Below are 24,385 nucleotides of genomic sequence, written 5' to 3'. Positions count from 1 at the left end.
GATAAAAGCGGGGCTTCCAGCATCATACTTAGTAGTCTTACCATGAATATGATGCTGGATTCAGTATAGAGTGTTAGCTCCGCTTTAACAGTAACAAACGTAAGTTTTACTATGCTTGCGCCTGTATTAGTTTCGTGATTGGTCTTCTGCGCGCAAACCAGTCCAGTTATCTCCAGTTTCAAACAAATAGTGATCGTGGAATGCTGGTTTACCTTCTGCGCGCAATTGTGCATCACGTGCTGCCACTAAGCGCTCATGAGTTGGTGGTAAAGCAGTGTCGGCAGTTTTGCGTTCGTCGAAAAGTGCTCTCAACTGTGGCGCGACTTCACTTCCTAGGAACTCAATTTGTTCTAAGACATCACCGATTGGAAGCCCTGCATGGTCTACAAGGAACAAAATACGTTGTACAGGACCATAGCTTTGTAACATTCGCGCATAGCGGTCAACTACTTGCTGTGGGGAACCTACAGTAAGTGGCGTTTCTCGCATAAATTCCTCAAGACTTGGACCATGGCCATATACTGGCGCATTGTTAAAATATGGTCTAAATCGGTCAATTGCGTCCTGTGAACGCTTAGCCATAAATGCATGTGCACCAATACCCACGATAGCTTGATTGCGCGTACCATGACCGTAGCCTTCAAAGCGCTCACGATACATGCTAATCATGTCGCTGGTGTGATCAAATGGCCAGAAGATATTGTTTACGAATAACCCGTTACCATATTTGGCAGCCTGGTCGATAGTAGCGGCATTGCGAATAGTGCCATGCCAAACAAACGGCGGTACTCCATCAAGCGGTCTTGGTACTGATGTAAATGACTGCAATGGAGTGCGAGAAGTTCCTTGCCAATCCATCATTTCCTCACGCCACAAACGGTGCAAGAGTTCGTATTTTTCAAGAGCAACTGGTACTCCCCGGCGGATGTCTTGACCAAACCATGGGTACACTGGTGCGGTATTACCACGGCCAAGCATGAGATCAACACGCCCATTCGTCAGATGTTGGAGCATGGCAAAATCTTCGGCAATTTTTACCGGGTCATTTGTTGTAATCAAGGTAGTGCCGGTTGACAGAATAATGCGCTGGGTTTGTGCGCCAATATAGGCTAGGGTAGTAGTTGGCGATGATGATACAAAAGGCGGATTATGGTGCTCACCAATCGCTACTACATCCAATCCTGCATCTTCAGCGGCTTTAGCCATGCGAACAATATTGGTAATACGCTCATGTTCTGTGGGCACGTGGTGTGTGGTTGGATCTTCGCTCACATCTGAAACGGAAAGTACGCCTACCTGCATGATTACTCCTTACATTAACCTACTTAAATCGAAGAGAGTGGTTGTAAAGTTTGATAGTTTTTGATAAAGCCAAAAGTCCAATGCATGGATGAACAGTGGAAATACACTCTGGAGGTCAATCCATTCGTATTATTCTTGGGTAATACTGCTCACGATATCTGCTAGCTGGTCACGTTGTTCCAGGCTGAGTTTAGCCATGACTTCGCGGTTGATAACGCAGTTATGTATTTTTATGGCTTGTTTCAGTACTTCTTGACCTTGATTAGTAAGTGTGATAAGCATCGAGCGCTTGTCTTGCTCAGATGGCTCTTTATTTACTAGTCCTGCTTGTTCAAGACGACTTACTGACCGTGAAAGTCCAGATAAAGTGACCACTACGGTTGCGGTTAAACATGCCATAGTTGCTTGATTATGATCATGTCTGCGCAGAGTGGCAAGCACATCGAAGTCTGATAGGGAGATATGACATTCTTTGCGCAATTGCTGATCAATTGTGGCAAAAATATGCGATGTAGTAAACGCAAGTGATTGCCATGTGTGCCAGTCTTGCACTCTTGCTTTACTCGTGTGCTCACTTGCTTGGTTGTTGTGTTGCATGTAGTAAGCATAAAATAATTTACTTGCGTGCGCAAGTATTTTTCTCTTGGCATAGTATGTAAGTGCAAAACAGACAAAACTCTAAATAATGATGCTTAATCGAGACGCAGAGTAAATGCATACTGTGGTCGGTTTATAATAACCATGTTGGACTATAAACGGAGATGATATGTTACGAGAGTACACAACACCAATTACCAGCAATTTTTCTATAGATGGGACTGTCTACTCAATTCTCAGTGAACGTGTTGCACGCACTCCTGATTCATCACTGGTCGAATACAAAGATGATAGTGGGCAATGGCAATCATTCTCAGGTCGAAAATTCTTGTCCCTTGTGCATCAACTCGCCAAAGGTCTACTGGCAAAAGGTGTACAAAAAGGCGATAGCATTGCTATTATGGCGCATACGAGCTGGCAGTGGACAGCACTTGATATTGCCATTATGTCTATCGGCGCACTTACTGTGCCAATTTATGAAACAAATTCCGCTCAGCAAATTGCGATGATTGTCAATGACGCCAATGTTTCTCGCGTTTTTGTTGAGAATGATGCATTGCGTGAAAAAGTAGAGCAAATCAAAGATCAAGCACCCCAGCTCCAAGAGATATTTGAACTTGACTCTGGTGCCATTGAATTGTTGCAGGCTTATGCGCACTCTACCACTGATGAGGAGTTGCAGGCTGCAATCGATCGCGTATACGGGTCTGATTTAGCAACTATTGTCTATACTTCTGGTTCAACCGGCACGCCAAAAGGCGTGGAGTTAACACATCAAAACTTTGTGTATATTGCACGTTCTGGCGCAGCTTCTATGCCAGATATTGCATTGGGTGAGGGTAGGAGATTGCTCCTCTTCTTACCGCTTGCACACGTGTTTGCACGATATATGCAGTTCTTCTGCTTTGCTGGAGATGTCACACTAGGCTTATCAAGTAATTTAAAGACTATTATTAAAGATTTCCAAAGTTTTAAGCCAACATTCGTGCTTGCAGTTCCAAGAATCTTTGAAAAAGTATACAATGCTGCCTCGCAAAAAGCGGGTAAAGGCTTGCGTGGATTGATTTTTAACCGTGCTGCTCAAGTTGCTCGTACATGGTCTCATGGTCAGCAAGAAGGCCATATTCCAGCGCTGATCTCATTGCAGCATGCGATTTATAGCAAACTAGTATATAATGCTATTCTTGATGTATTCGGCGGCAAGGTAGAATATGCTGTTTCTGGAGGTGCGCCTCTTGATCAATCTATTGCTCACTTCTTCAATGGCGTGGGATTGCCGTTACTCGAAGGCTACGGCATGACAGAAGTGTGCGCACCAGCCTGTGTGAACCCAACATCCGGATACAAGATTGGTACTATAGGTATTCCTCTACAAGGTGTGAGCTTTGCCGTAGCTGAAGATGGCGAATTATGCATTAAATCACTTGCCGTATGCAAGGGATACCATCATCACCCTGAACTCACAGCTCAGCAAATTACTGATGGCTGGCTGCATACTGGTGATTTGGGATCAATTGATGATGAAGGATTTATCAGTATTACTGGTCGTAAGAAGGATCTTATTATCACTGCTGGCGGTAAGAATGTTTCTCCTGATGGGCTACAAACAGTAGTAATGACTTCACCTGTTGTGTCACAATGCGTAGTTATTGGCGATCGCAGACGTTTTGTTAGCGCTTTAATCACTATTGATTTAGAAGATGCCAATGCTTGGCTTGAATCAAATGGCGCCCAAACAGTACAAACCCTTGAGCAAGCTTGCACAAATCCAATTATTCGTGCTGAAGTCGAGCGCGTGGTTGATTTAGCTAATGCTACCGTTTCACGTGCAGAATCCATTAGAAAATATGAAATTCTTGATACAGAATTTACAGAAGCCAATGGTCTACTTACTCCGAGCTTAAAGGCAAAACGTCAAGTTATCGAGCAGCGTTTCGCTGACATTATTAACAATAAGATTTATGGGGTAAACCAGCCAAAAGCATAACGACAGCAATTGCCTAATTAGCTAGGTATTGCAATAGATAACGAAAGTTGGGCTGCTATTTAGCAGCCCAACTGCTTTGTAGGTTTAACCACAAACTAGTTCACGCCAAGCCAAGGCACTATAAGCCAGCATCAGCAGGTGAAATATACTGTCCATCAATAAGCACTGATTTGAGATTAGAAGCAGAAACCGCAAGAAGTGACTGAGAAACTTGAGGAATAGATACTTGATCAATACGCACTGTATCCCAAGCCGATGATTGGATGGTTTGCTGATCATTGTGCTGTTTGGCGGCTTTTTGCTGCTGCTTAACTTGTTTTTCTATTTGACGCACCACGGTTTTGGGTTTGTTATTAGTGTTATATGCCAATACGCAGCCGGCAATAGATTGTGCAACAGCATTTCTATTTACTAAACTCGTACTCCATTGGCTGCCGTCAATAATATAAGCGAGATTACTGGTATATGCTCCGTATCCAGTAATAATAGGCCATGTCAACACTTGAGTTTTGCTATCCGCTGATGATGTTGAGGATTGACGGCGTGGTTGCGGTACTGCATTACGTTGCAGGTCAGCTTCACCAGCAAGTTGTTTGACGATACCGCCAATAGAAATATTTGGATTGATAGTGGCGGAAGTGCCAGTATAACCAGCCTGTTTCAGAGCGTCTATTACATACTGAGCCATAGCATCATTACCGCTCAACACGCCGTCTAGTTTAGGTAAAGATGAAGCATGCTCACGACTGTGGTTCAACCCTAATCGTTCTGTAATAGCAGTTGAGATACCATCTTTTGTTGTCTCTTCTACACTAACGGTAGACCAAGAATCTTCATTGCTCGTCTGAGACAGCCGTCCAGAAGGACTAACTACAACACCAGACGCATAATACTGACCTAATACAGACCAGACACCATTAAACATTGCTCGTGCAAAAAGCGCGTCATTACTACTTGGAATAAATACTTCGATAGATATTGGATTGCTAGGTGTCGCATGTGTAATATCGAGTTTATTCACGAGTTCCTGGGCTTGAGCTGCGCCAATTTGATATGCTGAAACCAAATCAACAACACAATCTGGAGTGATTGCTTGCATAGGCGAGCCCAATTCTATAACACGAATATGCTGAGCTTGTGCCGTATCAATAAGCTGTGCTAATGACTTAAGATCCTGCTGATTTTGTTCTATTGCAGATACTTCGTCATCATCGCTATGTTGTTCGCTATCGCCTGATGATCGAGATGCTGTTTTTGAACTATTTTCACTACTCTCTGCCAACATCTGCGAATCGCTAACATAATCGCCATATTGCTGACGAATATTGTCATTAGCAAGAGCTGGAGCAATAATAAATGTTTGCGGCGTATTTTCAGGCGCATCATCAATTGCTTGTGTAAGAGCATCAATTTGTTTTGCTAAAGAATCTGATTTAGTGGTACCAATTTGCTTCGTGCTAAACCCGTAGGTTTGTAACTGTGAATGAATTGCTGATGAAAGTTCAGACCAAGTATTTATAGGAGTTTGCGTAGATAGTGAGAAGCTATCCGCAGGAATAAACAGTTGAACATTGCCCTGCGCCGGAGGTAGTAATTGCGCGTCTCCCAAATCAGTATTTTCAGGTTGCGTTTGTTGATTCATATTGCCGCATGCGGATAATGAACATAACAAACCAAGGGACACCATACTTGCAATTGCACGCTGTCGAGTGATTCGCATCAACGCAGAACTACGCACCTTATATCCTTACTCGATTGAAATACACTAGTGCGTATTGTACAGCACATAATGCCAGCAGTACGCGCTATACATGTGATTTGCAAAAATTTTCAGAATATGCCCCTAATCGAGGAGCTTAGACTTGGTTCTTCGAACGAACCCCTTGACTGCTTAACCTGCAATTCTATGTATAAGCCACATGCAGGTAAGTTGCAGTCAAAGAGTGTTCACTGTAAGTGCACTGTCTAATTGCACTATTGAGTTACGCTAGTTAGGCGCATGTTATTCAAACTTAATCCTGTGCTAACGCTCGTGCTAGATTTTCATCTAGTGCATTCATAAAGCCGTCAGTATCAAGCCAAGGTTGATCTGGACCAATAAGTAGTGCAAGATCCTTGGTCATTGCTCCAGATTCAACAGTGCTAACAATGACATGTTCCAAGGTATCAGCAAAATGTGCTACTTCTGGCGTGTTATCCAACTTGGCACGATGACGCAAGCCGCCCGTCCATGCAAAAATAGAAGCGATAGGATTAGTCGAAGTTTTTTCGCCTGCCTGCCAACGGCGATAATGACGGGTTACTGTGCCGTGTGCTGCTTCTGCTTCAACAGTTTGACCATCTGGAGTCATGAGTACAGAGGTCATTAGACCAAGTGAACCAAACCCCTGAGCCACAGTATCTGACTGCACATCGCCATCATAATTCTTGCACGCCCACACATAACCACCATGCCATTTCAATGAGCTCGCTACCATATCGTCAATAAGACGATGCTCGTAAGTAAGTCCTGCCTTGGTGAAAGTGTCCTTGTATTCTTCTTCAAAGATTTGAGCAAATAAATCCTTGAACCTGCCATCATAGGCTTTCAAAATAGTGTTCTTGGTGCTCAAATACACTGGGTATCCACGCAACAATCCGTAATTAAAGCAAGCACGTGCAAATCCGCGAATTGATTCGTCGAGATTGTATTGTACCTGCGCAACACCTGCACTTGGATAATTGTAGACAACATGCTCAATTGGTTCAGATCCATCATCTGGCACAAAGCTAATGGTGAGCTTGCCTGAGGTAGGTACTGTAAAGTCAGTAGCACGATACTGATCGCCAAACGCGTGACGCGCCACCACAATTGGCTCAGTCCATCCCGGGACAAGGCGTGGAATATTGCGAATTACAATAGGCTCCCTAAAAATGGTGCCACCTAAAATATTGCGAATAGTGCCATTAGGGGACTTGTACATACGCTTTAAGCCAAATTCTTGTACACGTGCTTCATCGGGAGTAATAGTTGCACACTTAACACCAACATGCTCTTTTTGAATTGCACGAGCTGCGTCAATAGTTACCTGATCGTCGGTAGCATCACGATGTTCAATTCCGAGATCATAATAGTCAAGATTGATATCTAAATAAGGATAAATAAGACGATCTTTAATACTCTGCCAAATAATGCGAGTCATTTCATCGCCATCAAGTTCGACTACGGTGCCTTCGACTTTGATTTTGCTCATTGCAGTCCTTTCGATCAGTGTGACGGCGAGTGGCCGAATACTGTTACATATAGCGTAAAAGTGTTTCGTATGCGTGACTTTGTCCACAGTAAGAATACTGAATATGCAATGCCTGCCGTGCGTCTTACGGAAGCATTACGCTTAGAGTATGACTCAAGAGACACAAATTGGTCTTGGTAAATCAGGCCGCCTTACATATTCGCTCGATGATGTAGCCATTGTTCCTTCAAGACGAACCCGCGATCCAGAAGATGTTTCTACATCATGGACTGTGGATGCATATGAATTCCAAGTGCCAATTGTTGGTGCACCAATGGATTCTGTAATGAGCCCACAAACTGCTATTGCTCTGGGTAAATTGGGAGCTCTTGGTGTTCTAGATTTAGAAGGATTGTGGACGCGCTATGACAATCCTGAACCACTTTTAGCAGAAATTGCAACATTAGATGAGGCTACTGCCACTCGCCGTATGCAGGAAATCTACAGTGAGCCGATTAAACCTGAACTCATCACCGCAAGATTACATGAGATTCGTGATGCTGGAGTAACTGTTGCAGGTGCTCTTACTCCTTCTCGAACTCAAGAATTTTACACTACAGTGCTCGAAGCTGGTGTAGATATTTTTGTTATTCGTGGTGATGCAGTGTCTGCTGAGCATGTATCTACCAATCATGAGCCTTTGAACTTGAAGCAGTTTATTTATGACTTGGATGTTCCTGTATTAGTTGGTGGCGCAGCCAGTTATCGGGCAGCTTTGCACTTAATGCGCACTGGTGCTGCCGGTGTACTTGTTGGTATTGGCGGCGGTGCCGCTTCACGTATGCGCACCACTATTGGTATGCATGCACCAATGGCAACGGCAATTGCTGATGTGGCTGCTGCACGCCGCGATTATATGGAAGAATCTGGCGGACGTTATGTTCATGTTATTGTTGATGGAGGCACTGGCGTAAGCGGTGATTTTGTCAAGTCATTTGCTCTCGGCGCTGATGCAGTGATGCTTGGTACTCCGTTAGCCCGCGCTACTGAAGCTCCTGGTAAGGGTGCGCATTGGGGTGCAGAAGCACGTCATCCTCGTTTACCTCGCGGTTTGCGTGCGAAAGTTGCAACCGTCGGCTCATTGGAAGAAGTATTGTACGGTCCAAGCCATACTCCAGATGGTACTACGAATTTTGTTGGTGCATTGCGACGCGCTATGGCTTCTACCGGCTATGTGAGCGTTAAAGAGTTCCAACAGTGCAATGTGGTTGTAGCACCATATCAGTTAGTGAATATGTAGTATGGTTGGCTAAGTTCTGTTGCAGATATTCACACTGCATGTTCCTACAAAATTAATATTGTAGGAACATAACTGAAATCGCATATCCCTGTTAGTAGATCGTGCTAACAGGGATATGGTTATGTATCAACGCCTCTCTTGGTTTTATGAAATACTCAAGTTTGTACACTTATTGGTTACAGTAGTTAATATTTTGTGTATAAAAAACTGGACTTATGCACTGGTATACACATTCTGCGTGCCATGCTTGATTTTGCTTGATAAAAAGCGCAATCTTACAGTATGCACAGACACAGTAGTAGTGCATACATTCTGAGGTGTGCCAACACTGTTCGCTGCGCATATGAGAGAAAGAAGGATGCGCATGAGCACACATATCGACACCTTTGACTACGCTCAACACGCTCGCCAAACGGCTCAAGCAGATTTGCTTGCTCAGCAAGTACAGCTTCAACCTCGTCCAACAATGACTATTGAAGACAATAGTATGGTTGTGCACTGTGAATTTCCTAGTATTTTAGGCTGCGGAGGCACTAATTTGCGCCTCGTAATCACGCGCCTGGTGCCGCAAGATATGGCAATAGAAACCTGCGTGCAATTAGCAAAGAAAACATGCTCACTATCATGCGCTATTACTGAAGTAATACGAGGGCGTGTTGAAATCCAGTTAATCGAACGTTATATCGATGAACAGGATTTACGACAAATCCAAGCCATGGCACATCTGTTACAAGGTGAATCTTCACAGACCACTCGTAACTTACCCATTGTGCCCATGTTCGTGCATGCCACGGTAGTCAATGATGCGTGTTTTGACGCAACTATTGGCATAGGTATAGGTAGCCAATTACATCTTACTTCTTTGGTATTACGACTGCGTGGTAGTCGATGGATTGCTACTCATATTTCTGTAAGCTGAACCGCCAATGGCTTTGATGCGCACCATATTGGCAGAGCAAACGTTATAGTGGTACGTATGTTGCGAGAATATGCTACTGCGATAGAAACTACAACAACAAGCGCTGATACTATTTATGCGTTACTACGACGTCGAGCTGAGCGCGATGGTGATGCAGTTGTTGCACAAATACGTGATACCAACTCAAAAGGTTGGCAATCATTTACTGCACAAGAAATGCACCACACCGTGAGGGCTGTTGCTAAGGGCTTACTGTCTCTCGGTATTACTAAGGGTTCTACAGTAGTCATCTATGCGCCAACAAGTTATGATTGGGGAGTACTTGATTTTGCATGTTCAGCAATTGGCGCAGTTTCTGTACCTATTTATGACACTGATTCTGCTGCTCAAGCGCATGCTATTATCAAAGAAGTAGAACCAGTTATTGCATTTGCTGGCGGACAAGAACGTACACAGATTCTTGAAGCAGTCAAATTACAAGTATCAAGCTTGCAGTATGTTTTTAATTTTGAATCTCGTGGATTGAAAGCTGTTATTGATTACGGTGAGTCACTTGATGAAGCGGTATTGCAGGAAGCAATCAGTCAAGTACATGCTGATGATGTTTCAACGATTGTGTATACCTCTGGCTCCACTGGTAAACCTAAAGGCGTGATGCTATCTAGCCGTAATTTTACGCATATTGTGTATGCAGGCTACGATGTGTTGCCTAATATGTTGCATGCGCCAACTCGTTTGCTGCTGTTCTTGCCATTAGCTCATTGTTTTGCACGTTATATCCAGTACGTAGCAATTGGCGCGAACGGCGTAGTCGGGTATATTCCAAACGCAGCGCATTTACTCTCTGATTTACGTAGCTTCAAACCAACCTACTTGCTCGGCGTACCTCGTGTGTTTGAAAAAGTATATAACGCTGCATCACAAAAAGCTGGAGCTGGAATACAAGGTTCTATTTTCCAGCATGCTACAGCGCACTTCACACAGTGGAGTAAGGACGAGCAATCAGGAGCTGGTCATAGTCTTGTGCAACGCATCGCGCACTCTTTCTATGAGCGCACGGTAGGTACTTCTATTCGTTCTGCGTTAGGACCAAATTTGGCATTTTTGGCGTGCGGTGGCGCTCCAATGAATGCTGATTTAGCGCATTTCTTCAATGGCTTTGACGGCATTACCTTTATTCAGGGCTATGGCATGACCGAAACTGCGGCCCCTTGTATTGTTAATTTTGAAGCGGCTAATCGAGTTGGTTCTGTAGGTAAACCTGGTCCTGGTATTGCCGTGCGCGTAACAGATGATGATGAATTAGAAGTATTCGGACCAAATATTTTCTTGGGATATCGAAAAGACCCCGAGCGTACTGCACAAGCTATGGATGGCAAGTGGTTGCGAACTGGTGATTTAGCGACTATTGACGATGATGGATTTGTATTTATTACCGGCAGGAAGAAAGACATTATTATTACAGCTGGCGGTAAGAATGTTTCTCCAGCGCCATTAGAAGATATTATTGCAACATGCCCAATTGTCTCCCATGTTGTTGTAGTAGGAGATGGCAAACCATTTATTGGTGCAGTAATAACACTTGATGAGCAAATGCTTAGAACTTGGCTTGCAACTCAAGGTCTGGATACTGCGATGTCACTGGCTCAGGCAACGCAAAGCGATGCCGTACATGCGTTTATTCAGCAATATGTTGATCAAGCGAATACCACTGTTTCACGTGCAGAATCTATTCGTAAGTTTATTATTCTTGAACGTGACTTTGATCAAGATGATGGTACGCTGACACCAAGTATGAAAGTAGTACGTCCACAAGTATTGCGCCTGTACCAGCAAGATATTGACACCGTGCTCTATGCGCCAAAACCAGGTACGCAGCCTCCGACATCAAGTTCAAGACAGTTTTTGGAGCGCGCAACAGAATCAATCACGCCTCTGGTTGATAAAGCACAAGAAAATGCCCTGCCGAAACTCAAAGAGGCTAGGGAGCGTATTGAGCCGGTTTGGGATCAAGCGCGCGCTAATATGAGTGATTCCATAGCGACGGTTTCTCGGCGCTTCAAACAAGAATCACAAGACGCTAAAGATACCGTAGATTTTCAAGTGCCTGCTGAACCATTATCAGAAGAAGTAACTGAGAGCGAACGCACTCAAGAGTAATAATGGTACAGTAAGCACAGGCACAAAAGTTAGAGACTGAGTACACAAGAAAGTTAATCATGGCAATACGAACAATCCGCGTCATTCCTGACCCAATTTTGCGCACCCCATGCGATGAAATTACTACGATTACTCCTGCAATCGAGGCATTAGTTCAAGATTTACTCGATACGGTTGATGACCCAGGTCGTGCGGGTCTTTCTGCAAATCAGATTGGCGTGGGTTTGCGTGCTTTTTCGTATAATATCGACGGCAAGATTGGGTACATCCTCAATCCTCGTATTGTAGAAACATCAGGAGAGCAGTACGGTGATGAGGGATGTTTGTCAGTTCCAGGACTGTGGTATGGCACTAAGCGTGCCGACTACGCTCGCGTTACTGGTATTGATCTTGCCGGTAAGCCTGTGGTTCTTGAAGGCAAAGGATTGATGGGACGCATGTTGCAGCATGAGTGCGATCATCTAGACGGGCATGTGTATTTGGATCGTTTAGAAAAAGATCAGCGTAGGGAAGCCATGCGCATGCTCAGATCCGCTCAGTAGAGCATCAGCAGAGCATATAAAAGTACAAGGCAAGTACATAGAAAAGTTGGCGAAAGTAAATACACCTTTTATGATGTGGCGCATTCCTGCAGTGGGTGCGTCACACTTGTATTATCAAATTGTGCATTGTCGTGTTGTGCTATGAGCATGACACTCAGCTTGTAAAATGGGTATGGTATATTAATCCATTGCGTGCATTCGTGTTTTGTCTGTAGTCGCTCATGGACAAAATGCACATCCTATTGTCTATACGCACGTAAATACGCGCCATGTTGGCGACGGTCTGTGTCGGTCGGCTCTATATATAGAGTTGCACGCAGACGCGCATGGCCAGGCAAGAACCGACATGAAAGGATCTGTAATGGCACAGATTACAATGAGCCAAATGCTTAAGGCTGGTGTACATTTCGGACATCAGACCCGCCGTTGGAACCCAAAGATGAAGCAGTACATCTTGATGGAGCGCAACGGCATTCACATTATCAACCTGTTCAAGTCATTAGCTCTTATTGACAAAGCATACGACTTTGTGAAGCAGACTGTTGCTCATAACGGCACCATTCTTTTCGTTGGTACCAAGAAGCAGGCTGCAGAGACTATTGCACAGCAGGCTACTCGTGTGAATATGCCATATGTTTCTGAGCGTTGGCTCGGTGGTATGCTGACCAACTTCCAGACCGTATCAAAGCGTGTTGCTCGCATGAAGGAATTGGAAGAAATGGACTTCGCAGATGTTCGTTCTTCCGGTTTGACTAAGAAGGAATTGCTCCTGCTCGAGCGCGAAAAGGATAAGCTGGTCAAGCAGCTCGGCGGTATCCGCAATATGAACCGTACCCCATCTGCTCTCTTTGTTGTCGATATCAACAAGGAATCATTAGCAGTTGAGGAAGCACACAAGCTGCACATCCCAGTTATCGCTTTGGTAGATACTAACTGCGATCCAGAAGCAGTTGATTACCCAATTCCTGCAAACGATGATGCTATTCGTGCTGTTGAATTGTTGACCACTTTGATGGCTGACGCTGTAGCTGAAGGCTTGCTTGAGCGTTCCGGCAAGGGTGGCGCACAGGCTGCTGAAGCTGCTCAGCCAATGGCAGAGTGGGAAACTGAACTGTTGAAGTCTGATGCTGAGGCTCCTGAAGCTGAAGAGCAGAAGGCTGAAGAGAGCGAAGCTAACGAGTAACCATAGCATGCGCAATATGTGCCATGCTATAAAAGTAGCTCAGGCATGTATTGCGCTTTACCCGTATATTGAGGAGAAATCATGGCAGCAATTACTGCAGCATTGATTAAGCAGGTTCGTGAAGAAACCGGCGCAGGCATGATGGACGTCAAGAAGGCTTTGACTGAGGCTGAAGGCGACGTCGCACGTGCTAAGGAAATTATTCGTGCAAAGGGCATCCAGGCAGCTGGTAAGCGCGAAGGCCGTAAGGCACAGGAAGGCACCATTGCTTCCCGCGTTGTAGAAGCTGGCGAAGGTCAGCTCGGCTATGCTCTTGAGCTGAACTCTGAGACTGACTTTGTGGCAAAGACTCCAAAGTTCGTGGAATTCACCAACGAGATGCTCGATAAGGCTATCGAAGCCAAGGCAACCACCGTTGACGAAGTACTTGCTGCAGCAGCAGATGAAGGTACTGTCAAGGAAGCTGTCGAGCAGGCAGCAGCATTATTCGGTGAGCACGTAAAGCTCGGTCGCTTTGCTACCGTCGCTGGTCCACGTGTTGAGATTTATGCACACAAGAAGTCTGCTGAAATGCCTCCAAGCATCGTAGCAATGATTGCAACTGACGAAGCAGGTGCAGCTGTTGCTCACGAAGCAGCATTGCAGATTTCTGCAATGGGCGCACAGTGGCTCACTCGCGAAGATGTCCCAGCTGATGTTGTGGAATCCGAGCGCCGCGTAGCTACTGAAAAGTCTTTGGCAGAAGGCAAGCCAGAGCAGATTGTTCCAAAGATTGTTGAAGGTCGCTTGAACGCCTTCTACAAGGAGAACGTCTTGCTTGAGCAGGCTTATGTCAAGGATCCTTCCAAGACTGTTGGCGACCTCTTCAAGGAAGTCGGTGGCAAGGCTGTTGCTTTTGCTCGCGTAGAGGTTGGCAAGTCTGAAGAAGAGTAAATAGTACTATAGCACTTCAGTACAGCTTACATACTCGATGCTCCCATATACTTCGGTGTGTGGGAGCATTAGTCATGTAAGGTTATATACAAATCTGTCGAGTTGCATAGCTACTCTAGACAAGACACATGCATGCGCAGGCAGAAAGGCTGACATGACAGATTTAGATGGCAAATCCCATCCACGTAGGGTTCTTCTTAAACTATCAGGCGAAGCATTTGGTGGCGGTGCTGTAGGTATTGACCCCGCAGTAGTTCGTCGCATCGCAGAAGAAATTGTTCCAGCAGTGAGCAATGGTGTTCAGGTAGCAATCGTCGTCGGCGGTGGGAACTTCTTCCGTGGCGCGCAGTTGCAACAAGCTGGAATTGATCGTTCCCGCGGCGATTATATGGGAATGCTCGGCACTGTAATGAATTGCTTGGCTTTACAAGACTTCCTTGAGCAAGAAGGCCAGGCGACACGTGTACAGTCCGCAATTTCTATGACACAGGTTGCAGAGCCATATATCCCATTAAAGGCAATACGCCACCTTGAAAAAGGTCGCGTAGTAATTTTTGGCGCTGGCGCGGGTATGCCATATTTCTCTACTGATACAGTATCCATTCAGCGAGCGCTAGAAATCCACTGTGATGAAGTGCTGATGGGCAAAAATGGTGTAGACGGCGTATATACCGCAGATCCACGCAAAGATGCAAACGCCAAGAAATTTACAACACTGGATTATCATCGTGCTCTTGTTGATAATCTCGCAGTTATGGACGCATCGGCCCTATCTATGGCTCGAGACAACCACATGATGATTCGCGTATTTGGTCTTGAGGGTCAGAGCAATGTCACACGTGCTCTTGAAGGACAGGAAATAGGTACGCTTGTTGGCACTGAGACAAGCAACACACAGTGAGTTATGTACTCATACACTGACCTTGCACATAGAGTACACTGGCTAGTACATGACATAAGGAGACAAACATGGCTGGAGTTATTGATCAAGCAGTTGCTCAAATGGAGAAAACTGTTGAATCAACTAAGGAAAATTTTGCTGGTATTCGTACAGGTCGTGCTAACCCAGCACTCTTAAATGGTATCGTTGTCGATTACTATGGAGCGCCAACACCATTGAAGCAAATGGCTACTATTGGTGTACCAGAGCCTCGTATGCTGGCAATTACGCCATTTGATGTTACTCAAGCAAATGCTGTAGAAAAAGCATTGCGTGATAGCGACTTGGGTGTGAATCCAAACCGTGACGGCAATGTTATTCGCATTACACTTCCTGAACTCACCGAAGAGCGTAGGAAGGAATACGTCAAGCTCGCTAAAGGTAAGGCAGAAGACGGTAAGGTTGCTATTCGTAATATTCGCCGTAAAGCCAAGGAAACCATCGATGCACAAGTAAAAGATGGTGAGATCGGCGAGGACGAAGGCGATCGTTTGCTCAAGGAATTAGATAAGGTTACGAAGCGTATTTCTGATGAAATTGATACGCTTGCGCAAAGCAAGGAAAAGGAAATTCTTTCTGTCTGATTTCCTGTAATGCATTCTAAACGCTAGGAATGAAGCCGGATTGTTGCCAAATCTCACCACAAATATCTATTTAGGCGAGGTACAGGCGCAATCCGGTTCATAGAAGTGGAAGCCGCGATTATGAGTCACGATGTTGCCAAAGAAGCAGACCAAGCTATTGCAACTATTAACAAACGCACCGGTAGAAATATGCCACAAGCCATTCTTACCGGAGTTGTGCTTATTGTATTGGTTGCTACATGTTTGTATTTAGGTGAGGCTGCCTATGCAACATTAGTCGCAATTTTCATGATACTAGCCATATGGGAATTACGCGTAGACTATGCTACCGCAGGTATTCGTATTCCAACAATTGCCCTATGGATATGTGCAATCTTACTATCCGCAGGAACATATATTTCTCAAAGTAGACTAACAGGTCTTGGTATTACGACAGCGTTTTCTCTTCCTCTTGTCGCTCTTGCAGCATCAAGTCGAATTGCAATAGCACACTCTCGTATTGGAAAGGCAGTAGAACATAAAATTCTTGCTGCAGAGCACGAGCGTGGAAATTTTGCACAAGATATGAAGACATTTGATCAGCAACGACAAGCAACAACATTAACTAATGTTTGTGTATCGCTATTTTCGCTACTCTATGTGCCTGTTTTAGCATCATTTTTGATTATCTGTATGCATGGTGAACATGCTGTAGTGCATGCTTGTTTTATGCTGTTCTTACCATCCCTAGGCGATATCGGTGGCTTGGCATTCGGCGCATGGTTAGGTAAGCATAAACTCTCACCTCGTATTTCTCCCAAGAAATCAGTCGAAGGATTACTTGGTTCTATAGGATGTTGCACGCTTGGCGCTCTTATTATTGGCGCTATTGGCTATGGCATATCTGGGATGTTGGAAAAAATCTGGTATTTTATACTTCTTGGTGTGGGTGTTGCCATAGTTGGGCTATTTGGTGATTTATGTGCTTCTATGATTAAGCGCGATTTAGGCTTAAAGGATATGGGGCATTTGCTAAAAGGTCACGGCGGTGTGCTCGATCGCATTGATTCTATTCTTATTTCAGCTCCATTTATTGCTTTTATGTTTGTAATTAGCGGCTTGTAAACTTGTGTCGTTATGAATATGACGAGCAAATGCGAAGAGGAATATCTGTGCTAAACGACGAACAAGAAGTAGAAACTGGTATTACTGAGGGCGGTCAGTCTGGACCTTTCCGTGATATTTTGGCAAAAAATCATGCGCGCCGTGGCAAAGCACCGACGCATTTTGTCGATTTAGCGCAGAAGCAGCGTATTGAAGTTATGCGCGAGCTAGGGCTGCCAAAGTTTCGTGCTTCACAGTGTGCTACGCATTATTTCGATCATCTTAATGCTGATGTCAGTACGTTTTCTGATTTGCCAGCTGCCCATAGAGCAGATATTCAAGAGCAGCTATTTCCGACACTTATTGAACCGTTACTAGAGCAACGCGCTGATGAAGGAACGACAGTAAAAACTTTATGGAAGCTTTTTGATGGTTCGCGAATTGAATCAGTATTAATGCGCTATCCTACGAGAACAACGCTTTGTATTTCTAGCCAAGTTGGTTGTGGCATGGGATGCCCATTTTGCGCGACTGGTAAACTTGGTCTCACTCGGAATATGAGCACAGGAGAAATCCTTGAACAAGTGCGTGTTGCTGCGTTACAGATGCGTAATGGCGATGTTGCTGGAGGTCCTGGTCGATTAAGCAATGTGGTTTTTATGGGCATGGGCGAGCCTATGGGCAACTACAAAGCAGTAATGCATGCTATTCGACAAATTAGCGCTTTGCCGCCGTATGGTTTTGGTATTTCAGCACGCAATATTACCGTTTCTACAGTAGGTGTGGTTCCTGGTATCCGTAAACTTGCCGCAGAGCATATTCCGGTACGTCTAGCGGTTTCTTTACACGCTCCTAATGATGCATTGCGTGATGAGCTTGTGCCAATGAATAAGAGGTTTAATACTACTGCAGTACTCGATGCTGCTCATGATTATTATCTTGCGAGTAAACGTCGTGTCAGTATTGAGTACGCGTTAATGCGAGGTATCAATGATCAAGCGGAGCATGCTCGTGAGCTTGCACGCAGGCTGAATCATTATGGTGATGATTGGGTGCATGTTAATCCAATCCCGCTTAATCCTATTGAAGGTTCGCGCTGGACTGCTTCCAAGCCAGAAGATGAGCAACAATTTCTTGATATTTTGCATCGTGCTGGCATTACAGCAACATTGCGCGATACTCGAGGATCAGATATTGATGGTGCTTGTGGACAGCTTGCTGCAAAAGCATTAGAAACCATGCATAATAAAGAGCAGCAATAGCCTCATGTAGTATACAGTCCAAGTACCAGGGGAGAGACCATGTCGTTAGCTGTTCGTGTTATTCCTTGTTTAGATGTGGATGCAGGTCGCGTTGTCAAAGGCGTACATTTTCAAGGTTTGCGAGATGCCGGTGATCCTGTTGAACTTGCAGCAAAGTATTATGCGCAGGGTGCAGATGAGCTTACATTTTTGGATGTGACGGCTTCTAGCTCAAACCGTGCAACTACATATGATGTGGTACGCCGAACAGCTGAGGAATTGTTTATTCCTCTTACTGTTGGCGGCGGTGTGCGTACACCAGAAGATGTTGATATGTTGTTGCGATGCGGCGCTGATAAGGTCGGCGTGAATACAGCTGCAATTAATAACCCGCAATTAATTGCTGATATTGCTCAACGTTTTGGTAGCCAAGTGTTGGTGCTTTCTATTGATGCAAAACGTGAAGTTGGAGAGCAACATACAGCTTCTGGTTTTGAAGTAACCACCATGGGTGGCAGACATTCGACTGGTATTGATGCACTATGGTGGGTTAAGCGTGCTCAAGAACTCGGTGCGGGGGAGATTCTACTGAATTCCATGGATGCTGATGGCACACAAGAGGGATTTGATCTTGAAATGATTCGTGAAGTACGCCGTGAGGTGTCTATTCCTATTATTGCAAGTGGTGGTGCTGGTAAACCTGAAGATTTCCCTCCAGCTATCGAAGCGGGTGCAGATGCAGTATTAGCTGCGTCAGTTTTTCATTATGGCGTGATGACAATTGGACAAGTGAAGCAAGTATTGCGCGATCACGGGTACACTGTTCGCTAGTGATACAGAGAGTGTGGCTGTACAGCTGCCTGTAAGTGGATACCGTGCATACAAACACCAAACTATGGTGAGGAGTAACACATGAATACCGAAATGCAATCAAGTCTTGATCCTGAAATTGCACAACGCTTGAAGCGTGACCAGGCTGGACTTGTTGCCGCCATTATTCAAGAAGATAGTACTTCGCAAGTGCTTATGGTTGGTTATATGAACGATGAGGCATTGCGTCGTACCCTTACCGAGGGAAGAGTAACATTCTGGTCTCGCTCGCGGCAAGAGTATTGGAGAAAAGGTGATACCTCAGGCCATGCGCAGTATGTGAAGTCCGTGTCCATTGATTGTGATGGAGATGCTTTACTTATTCGTGTAGACCAAGTGGGTGCCGCATGTCATACGGGCAAGCATAGTTGCTTTGATGAAGGAGGATTCCTTCCAGCAGTTATTGGTCAGCGTCCAAACAAATAATTCTGCAAATACATAATACGTTTAGTACATAAGTCCAGATTGGCGCATGCGTTCAGAGACAACAACATAAATGTATTTGAAATTATAGTAAATAGTAATAGCAAGTGAGGGTAGAGGCAATGTCTGTACAACCAGAACACGCTCCACAAAACGAAACATCACCATCATCACAGCCAAGTGTACGTGCAGTTTCCTGGGGGCAGACATGGCCAAGTGCTCAAGAATTTCATGAACTAGCCTTGCAAGGGTATCGTGTGATCCCAGTCGTGCGCCGTCTCTTGGTAGATTCACTTACTCCTATGGGATGCTACGAACGACTCACTCACGGGCAAAGTGGAACCTTTATTCTAGAATCATCACAATTCGATAGTGGCTGGAGTCGCTACTCATTTATTGGCGTTCATGCCATGGCTCAACTCGTGTCAAATCACGGGCAAGCACAGTGGATGGGCACAGTTCCTGCTGGCATTCCTACTGAGGGAGATGTAATAGAGGTAGCGCATGCTGCTATTACGCAATTACGAGCTCCACAAATCGATGGATTGCCAAGCCTAACAGGCGGACTTGTTGGCTCTATTGGATGGGATGCGATTCGACATTGGGAGCCAACCTTACGCGCTCAAGCACCGGATGAAACTGGTCAAGGTGAACTGATGCTTGCTCTTGCCACTGATATGGCAGTTATCGACCATATAGATGGTTCAATGTGGCTCATAGCCAATGCTGTGAATGTCGATAATCGACCGACGCGCGAGCAAGAGGTTTATCAGGAAGCCATTGCGCGACTTGATGCCATGCAACATGAGGCAGCTACGCCAAGTGCTGGTGAAGCGCGTGTACGTGTTCTTGACACGACTATTGCCCAGCCTCAACCTCAATTTAGAACTGAACAAAAGCTTTTTGAAGCATCAGTTGAGCGTGCAAAACAACATATTATTGATGGCGATGTATTCCAAGTTGTTATTTCACAACGCGTAGATATTGAAGCCCAAGCTCATCCATTGGATATCTATCGCGTATTACGTACGCTCAATCCAAGCCCTTACATGTATATGTTAGTGCTAAGCGATGCTCAAGGTCGTGATTGTGCAATTATTGGGTCAAGTCCGGAAACATTGATAAAGGTTGATAATGGTCATGCTATGACCTACCCGATTGCTGGCTCACGTCCGCGTGGCGCTACAGCTGAGGAAGATGAGAAACTTGCTCAAGAGCTGTTGGCAGATCCCAAAGAGCGTAGCGAACATATTATGCTCGTTGATTTGGCGCGTAATGATTTAAGCCGAGTCTGCGATCCTACTACTGTTGATGTAGTCAGTTTAATGGATATTAAGCGTTTTAGTCATATTATGCATATTTGCTCAACAGTTACAGGCAACTTACGTGAAGGCATTGATGCTTTTGATGTCTTTACCTCTGCATTCCCTGCAGGTACGCTTTCTGGAGCTCCTAAGCCGCGTGCTGTAGAGATTATTGATGAAATTGAGCCTGCTGATCGTGGTATTTATGGCGGCACTGTCGGCTATTTTGACTGGTCCGGCAATATGGATATGGCTATTGCTATTCGCACAGCTTTTATTCGCGATCATCAAGCGAGTGTGCAGGCTGGAGCCGGCATTGTACTTGATTCTGTACCTGCTACAGAGTGGCAAGAGACGCGCAATAAAGGTGCTGCCTCGGTCAAAGCGATTCAAATTGCAGCTCAACTGCGTACTATTTAGTACCAATTACCATTCTTTACAACAATCATTGGCGATGCTTCTGGTGCTCAGCCTACTAGGTGAAGGACCAGTGTCTACGTTTCAATTACTGATATGCTTCTGGGCATTATTCGGCATTGTTCGGTATTACTCAGTCGTGATGTGCAGATAGTTCTTCCAGTTGACTAGGTAGAGCATTCCATTGATTGGACGAATACTATGCGCATAATCAATTTGTGATATAAGAAAGTAACCCCGTTCCCGGGGGCATACTACATTCGAAGGAGTATCATGTCAGTTCTGGATACTTTGGTGGCAGGAGCTCAGGAAGATCGGCAGCAGCGTGAGAGTGTTCTTTCATTTGCACAGCTACAACGCCAAGTGAATGCTCTTACAACAACCCCACGTAATGCGTATCAGTGGCTCAAATCCGACCAAAGCGTGCCAATTATTGCTGAAATTAAACGTGCTTCTCCTTCAAAAGGATTTTTGAGCGCTATTGAAGATCCAGCAGCATTGGCAACACAATATGCGAGTGGCGGCGCAAGTGCTATTTCTGTGCTCACCGAGTCTCGTGTATTCCTTGGTAGTTTTGACGATTTGGACGCTGTACGTGCAGCAGTTGATATTCCAGTATTAAATAAAGATTTTATTACAACGCCGTATCAAATTCTTGAAGCACGCTTGCATGGTGCTGATCTTGTATTGCTTATTGTGGCTGCACTTGATGATAAGCAATTGCGTGAATTACTTGATTTCACTCATCAATATGGAATGTATGCTCTTGTGGAGACACATTCACAGGAAGAAATTGATCGTGCAGTGCGTGCTGGAGCAAAAATTATTGGTATCAATGCTAGAAATTTAACGAACCTGGATGTTGATACTAATACAGTGCGGGCGTTGCTGGAACATATTCCGCAAGACGTGGTTAAAGTCGCTGAATCTGGAGTGTTTGGTGCAGTTGAACTGGAAGCATATGCACGTGCTGGAGCTGATGCCGTACTCGTCGGCGAGGGAGTAGCTACTGCTGAGCAGCCAGAGCTTGCAGTACAGCGTTTAGTACAGGCTGGTAATAAAGTTAAACTTTCTCAAGCACGACCATTATCTACACATGAAGGTCCATACTTTGGTCCGTATGGCGGCAGAATGGTTCCAGAAGCACTGATTGGCGCATTAGACGAGTTAGAACGTGTATACAAAGAAGCGAAGCAGGATCCTGACTTTATGCAGGAGCTTCATGAACTAAACCGCCGATATGTCGGTCGTCCTTCACAGCTGACCGAGGCTCCACGATTTGCCGAGCGCATTAGTGAGCGTGTAGGCGGCAATATTCGTGTGTTCTTGAAGCGTGAAGACTTGAACCATACTGGTGCTCATAAAATTAACAATGCCTTAGGGCAAGCACTGTTAGTCAAGCGCATGGGCAAAACACGCGTTATTGCTGAAACTGGTGCAGGACAGCATGGCGTTGCTACTGCGACGGTCTGTGCATTACTTGGGCTGAAATGCCGTATTTATATGGGGCAAATTGATGCTCGTCGTCAGGCACTAAATGTGGCGCGTATGAGGTTGCTTGGTGCAGAAGTTGTTGAAGTAACGCAGGGTACACGTATTTTGAAAGATGCCATCAATGAAGCGTTACGTGATTGGGTTACCAATGTGGCTGATACGCACTATCTGCTTGGCACTGTGGCAGGACCACACCCGTTCCCTTCAATGGTACGCGATTTTCAGAAGATTATTGGCGAAGAAGCTTGTAAGCAATTGCATGAATACGGTGTTGACCATCCAGACGGCGTAGTTGCATGCGTAGGTGGTGGCTCTAATGCTATTGGTGTAATGAATGCATTTCTCGACGATACTCGCGTACACCTGTATGGATATGAGGCTGGCGGATACGGTCCAGAGGACGGCCGTCATGCAATTCGTCTTACACCTGGTACTGGTCAGGTTGGCACATTCCAAGGTGCATGGTCATATCTGTTAGAAAATGAGGAAGGACAAACTCTTGACACCTACTCAATTTCTGCAGGTTTGGATTATGCCTCTGTAGGACCAGAACATGCATGGTTACATGATATCGGTCGCGTCAACTATGACTATGCAACTGATACTGAGGCGATGCAGGCGTTTAAAGACTTGTGCGAAACAGAGGGTATTATTCCGGCGATTGAAAGTTCACATGCGTTAGCAGGAGCGACTAAGGCTGCACAAGATCTATTGCAACAGGGTATAGAAAATCCAGTTTTGCTCGTTAATGTTTCAGGCAGGGGAGATAAGGATGTAGCAACTGCTGGAAAGTGGTTTGGCTATCTGACCGATGAACAAAGTGCTGCTCTTGAAGCTAACGGTGCACATGGCAATGCAACTGCCTAATGGTATGTGATGCGTGACTGGCCAGCAACATCTAACCTACAATAACTTAATTTGTGTTACCCGTGTCTAACACATTTTGAAAAGGAATAATTATGCAAAATGCTCATACTACACCAGCTCTTGCCGCTGGAACTCAACCGAAGGGCTTTGCACACACTCCTAGTGCCACAGCTGAAGCATTAGAACATCGTGCCGCGCAAAACCAACCAGCATTTATCGGATATATGCCATATGGATTCCCTAGTGCGCAAACCTCAATTGATGCTCTGCGTGTTATGGTTCAACATGGTGTCGATATAGTGGAAATCGGTTTGCCATATTCTGACCCTGTGATGGATGGGCCTGTTATTCAACGAGCAGCATTAAGCGCAATCGAAGCAGGAGAACGCATTCGGTGTGTATTTGACGCAGTAGAAGCTGTGGCAGCAGCTGGTGCAGTGCCGTTAGTTATGAGCTATTGGAACTTGATTTTCCATTATGGTGTAAATGCATTCGCCCGAGATTTCGCAGCTGCAGGTGGTAAAGGTCTGATTACTCCAGATCTAATTCCAGAAGAGGCTGGAGCATGGTTTGAAGCTTCTGAGCGTTTTGGTTTAGATCGTATTTTCCTTGTATCACCTGATTCGACTGATCAGCGTTTGCAAGCGGTTAGTCAAGCTAGTAGAGGCTTTGTGTATGCCGCGTCTCGTATGGGCGTTACCGGTGAACGCACCACGTTGTCGAGCTCTCCTCAACAGCTTGTTGAGCGAACTCGCAAGGCTGGAGCAGACCATGTTTGTGTTGGTATTGGTGTTTCAACCCCTGAGCAAGGTGCAACTGTGGGCGCATACGCTGATGGTGTGATTGTTGGTTCTGCGTTGGTGCACACGATGCTCAATGCTATTGGTGGTGATACTCAGCAAGTGAATGCTTGTCTTGATGCATTGGGAGCAAAAACCGCTCAGCTGGCTGAAGGTATTCACCATGCGCGCAAAGCATAATGCTGTAGCTGTCAATGGTATATAGGGTAAGTAGTGTATGTAGTTGG

20 protein-coding genes are annotated in these 24,385 nt (G+C 45.2%); 16 read left to right on the top strand and 4 right to left on the bottom strand.

Going from position 1 to position 24,385, the window contains the following annotated elements; all coding sequences use genetic code 11:
* Window positions 1-126 precede the first annotated feature (126 nt).
* The gene (locus IEU85_RS02885) at window positions 127-1,302 is read right to left on the bottom strand and encodes a CE1758 family FMN-dependent luciferase-like monooxygenase (RefSeq protein ID WP_188354713.1); all 1,176 of its coding nucleotides are present in this window, start codon (window positions 1,300-1,302) and stop codon (window positions 127-129) included.
* A 129-nt stretch (window positions 1,303-1,431) separates the two neighbouring features.
* A complete protein-coding gene (locus IEU85_RS02880; RefSeq protein WP_188354712.1) occupies window positions 1,432-1,899 on the bottom strand; it encodes a MarR family winged helix-turn-helix transcriptional regulator in 468 nt (155 codons plus the stop codon).
* Between the two features lie 169 nt (window positions 1,900-2,068).
* Here IEU85_RS02880 and IEU85_RS02875 point away from each other — a divergent pair, with 169 nt between their 5' ends.
* On the top strand, window positions 2,069-3,886 hold the full coding sequence (locus IEU85_RS02875) for an AMP-dependent synthetase/ligase (protein ID WP_188354711.1): 1,818 nt from the start codon (window positions 2,069-2,071) through the stop codon (window positions 3,884-3,886).
* 118 nt (window positions 3,887-4,004) lie between these two features.
* Here the strand turns inward: IEU85_RS02875 and IEU85_RS02870 are convergent, their stop codons facing one another.
* Both IEU85_RS02870 and IEU85_RS02865 read right to left on the bottom strand, forming a co-directional pair.
* Complete coding sequence (locus IEU85_RS02870) at window positions 4,005-5,528, bottom strand: substrate-binding domain-containing protein (RefSeq protein WP_188354710.1); 1,524 nt, start codon at window positions 5,526-5,528, stop codon at window positions 4,005-4,007.
* A 370-nt stretch (window positions 5,529-5,898) separates the two neighbouring features.
* Window positions 5,899-7,119: an NADP-dependent isocitrate dehydrogenase gene (locus tag IEU85_RS02865; protein ID WP_188354709.1), complete on the bottom strand. Its 1,221-nt coding sequence runs from the start codon at window positions 7,117-7,119 to the stop codon at window positions 5,899-5,901.
* Window positions 7,120-7,267: 148 nt separating this feature from the next.
* On the opposite strand from IEU85_RS02865, the gene IEU85_RS02860 reads away from it, so the two are divergent.
* The 15 genes from IEU85_RS02860 (at window position 7,268) to trpA (ending at window position 24,338) form a co-directional block, all read left to right on the top strand.
* Entirely contained in the window at window positions 7,268-8,398 is a 1,131-nt protein-coding gene (locus tag IEU85_RS02860; protein WP_188354708.1) for a GuaB3 family IMP dehydrogenase-related protein, read from the top strand.
* A gap of 364 nt (window positions 8,399-8,762) precedes the next feature.
* Window positions 8,763-9,317, top strand: coding sequence for a hypothetical protein (locus IEU85_RS02855; RefSeq protein WP_188354707.1), 555 nt, complete (start codon window positions 8,763-8,765; stop codon window positions 9,315-9,317).
* A 57-nt stretch (window positions 9,318-9,374) separates the two neighbouring features.
* Window positions 9,375-11,477 (top strand): AMP-dependent synthetase/ligase, encoded by a 2,103-nt coding sequence (locus IEU85_RS02850; protein ID WP_188354706.1) that lies wholly within the window; start codon window positions 9,375-9,377, stop codon window positions 11,475-11,477.
* A 59-nt stretch (window positions 11,478-11,536) separates the two neighbouring features.
* A complete protein-coding gene (gene def, locus IEU85_RS02845) occupies window positions 11,537-12,019 on the top strand; it encodes a peptide deformylase (protein ID WP_188354705.1) in 483 nt (160 codons plus the stop codon).
* A gap of 361 nt (window positions 12,020-12,380) precedes the next feature.
* Window positions 12,381-13,202, top strand: coding sequence for a 30S ribosomal protein S2 (gene rpsB / locus IEU85_RS02840; protein ID WP_188354704.1), 822 nt, complete (start codon window positions 12,381-12,383; stop codon window positions 13,200-13,202).
* Window positions 13,203-13,283: 81 nt separating this feature from the next.
* The gene (gene tsf / locus IEU85_RS02835) at window positions 13,284-14,135 is read left to right on the top strand and encodes a translation elongation factor Ts (protein ID WP_188354703.1); all 852 of its coding nucleotides are present in this window, start codon (window positions 13,284-13,286) and stop codon (window positions 14,133-14,135) included.
* Window positions 14,136-14,289: 154 nt separating this feature from the next.
* Window positions 14,290-15,036 (top strand): UMP kinase, encoded by a 747-nt coding sequence (gene pyrH, locus IEU85_RS02830; RefSeq protein WP_188354702.1) that lies wholly within the window; start codon window positions 14,290-14,292, stop codon window positions 15,034-15,036.
* Window positions 15,037-15,104: 68 nt separating this feature from the next.
* A complete protein-coding gene (gene frr / locus IEU85_RS02825) occupies window positions 15,105-15,659 on the top strand; it encodes a ribosome recycling factor (RefSeq protein ID WP_188354701.1) in 555 nt (184 codons plus the stop codon).
* Window positions 15,660-15,779: 120 nt separating this feature from the next.
* The gene (locus IEU85_RS02820; RefSeq protein WP_188354700.1) at window positions 15,780-16,763 is read left to right on the top strand and encodes a phosphatidate cytidylyltransferase; all 984 of its coding nucleotides are present in this window, start codon (window positions 15,780-15,782) and stop codon (window positions 16,761-16,763) included.
* Between the two features lie 47 nt (window positions 16,764-16,810).
* Window positions 16,811-18,004: a dual-specificity RNA methyltransferase RlmN gene (gene rlmN / locus IEU85_RS02815; protein ID WP_229714697.1), complete on the top strand. Its 1,194-nt coding sequence runs from the start codon at window positions 16,811-16,813 to the stop codon at window positions 18,002-18,004.
* A 39-nt stretch (window positions 18,005-18,043) separates the two neighbouring features.
* Window positions 18,044-18,814: an imidazole glycerol phosphate synthase subunit HisF gene (gene hisF / locus IEU85_RS02810; protein WP_188354698.1), complete on the top strand. Its 771-nt coding sequence runs from the start codon at window positions 18,044-18,046 to the stop codon at window positions 18,812-18,814.
* Between the two features lie 81 nt (window positions 18,815-18,895).
* A complete protein-coding gene (gene hisI, locus IEU85_RS02805) occupies window positions 18,896-19,279 on the top strand; it encodes a phosphoribosyl-AMP cyclohydrolase (RefSeq protein ID WP_188354697.1) in 384 nt (127 codons plus the stop codon).
* A gap of 119 nt (window positions 19,280-19,398) precedes the next feature.
* Window positions 19,399-21,000, top strand: a complete 1,602-nt coding sequence (locus IEU85_RS02800) for a chorismate-binding protein (RefSeq protein ID WP_188354696.1) — start codon at window positions 19,399-19,401, stop codon at window positions 20,998-21,000.
* Between the two features lie 270 nt (window positions 21,001-21,270).
* On the top strand, window positions 21,271-23,358 hold the full coding sequence (trpB, locus tag IEU85_RS02795; protein ID WP_188354695.1) for a tryptophan synthase subunit beta: 2,088 nt from the start codon (window positions 21,271-21,273) through the stop codon (window positions 23,356-23,358).
* 92 nt (window positions 23,359-23,450) lie between these two features.
* The gene (gene trpA, locus IEU85_RS02790; RefSeq protein WP_188354694.1) at window positions 23,451-24,338 is read left to right on the top strand and encodes a tryptophan synthase subunit alpha; all 888 of its coding nucleotides are present in this window, start codon (window positions 23,451-23,453) and stop codon (window positions 24,336-24,338) included.
* Window positions 24,339-24,385 lie beyond the last annotated feature (47 nt).

This window comes from Galliscardovia ingluviei (genome assembly GCF_014635685.1).
Classification (GTDB): Bacteria; Actinomycetota; Actinomycetes; order Actinomycetales; family Bifidobacteriaceae; genus Galliscardovia; species Galliscardovia ingluviei.
Note: the sequence above shows the minus strand (reverse complement) of the source record. Positions and strands in the feature narration are given on the sequence as shown.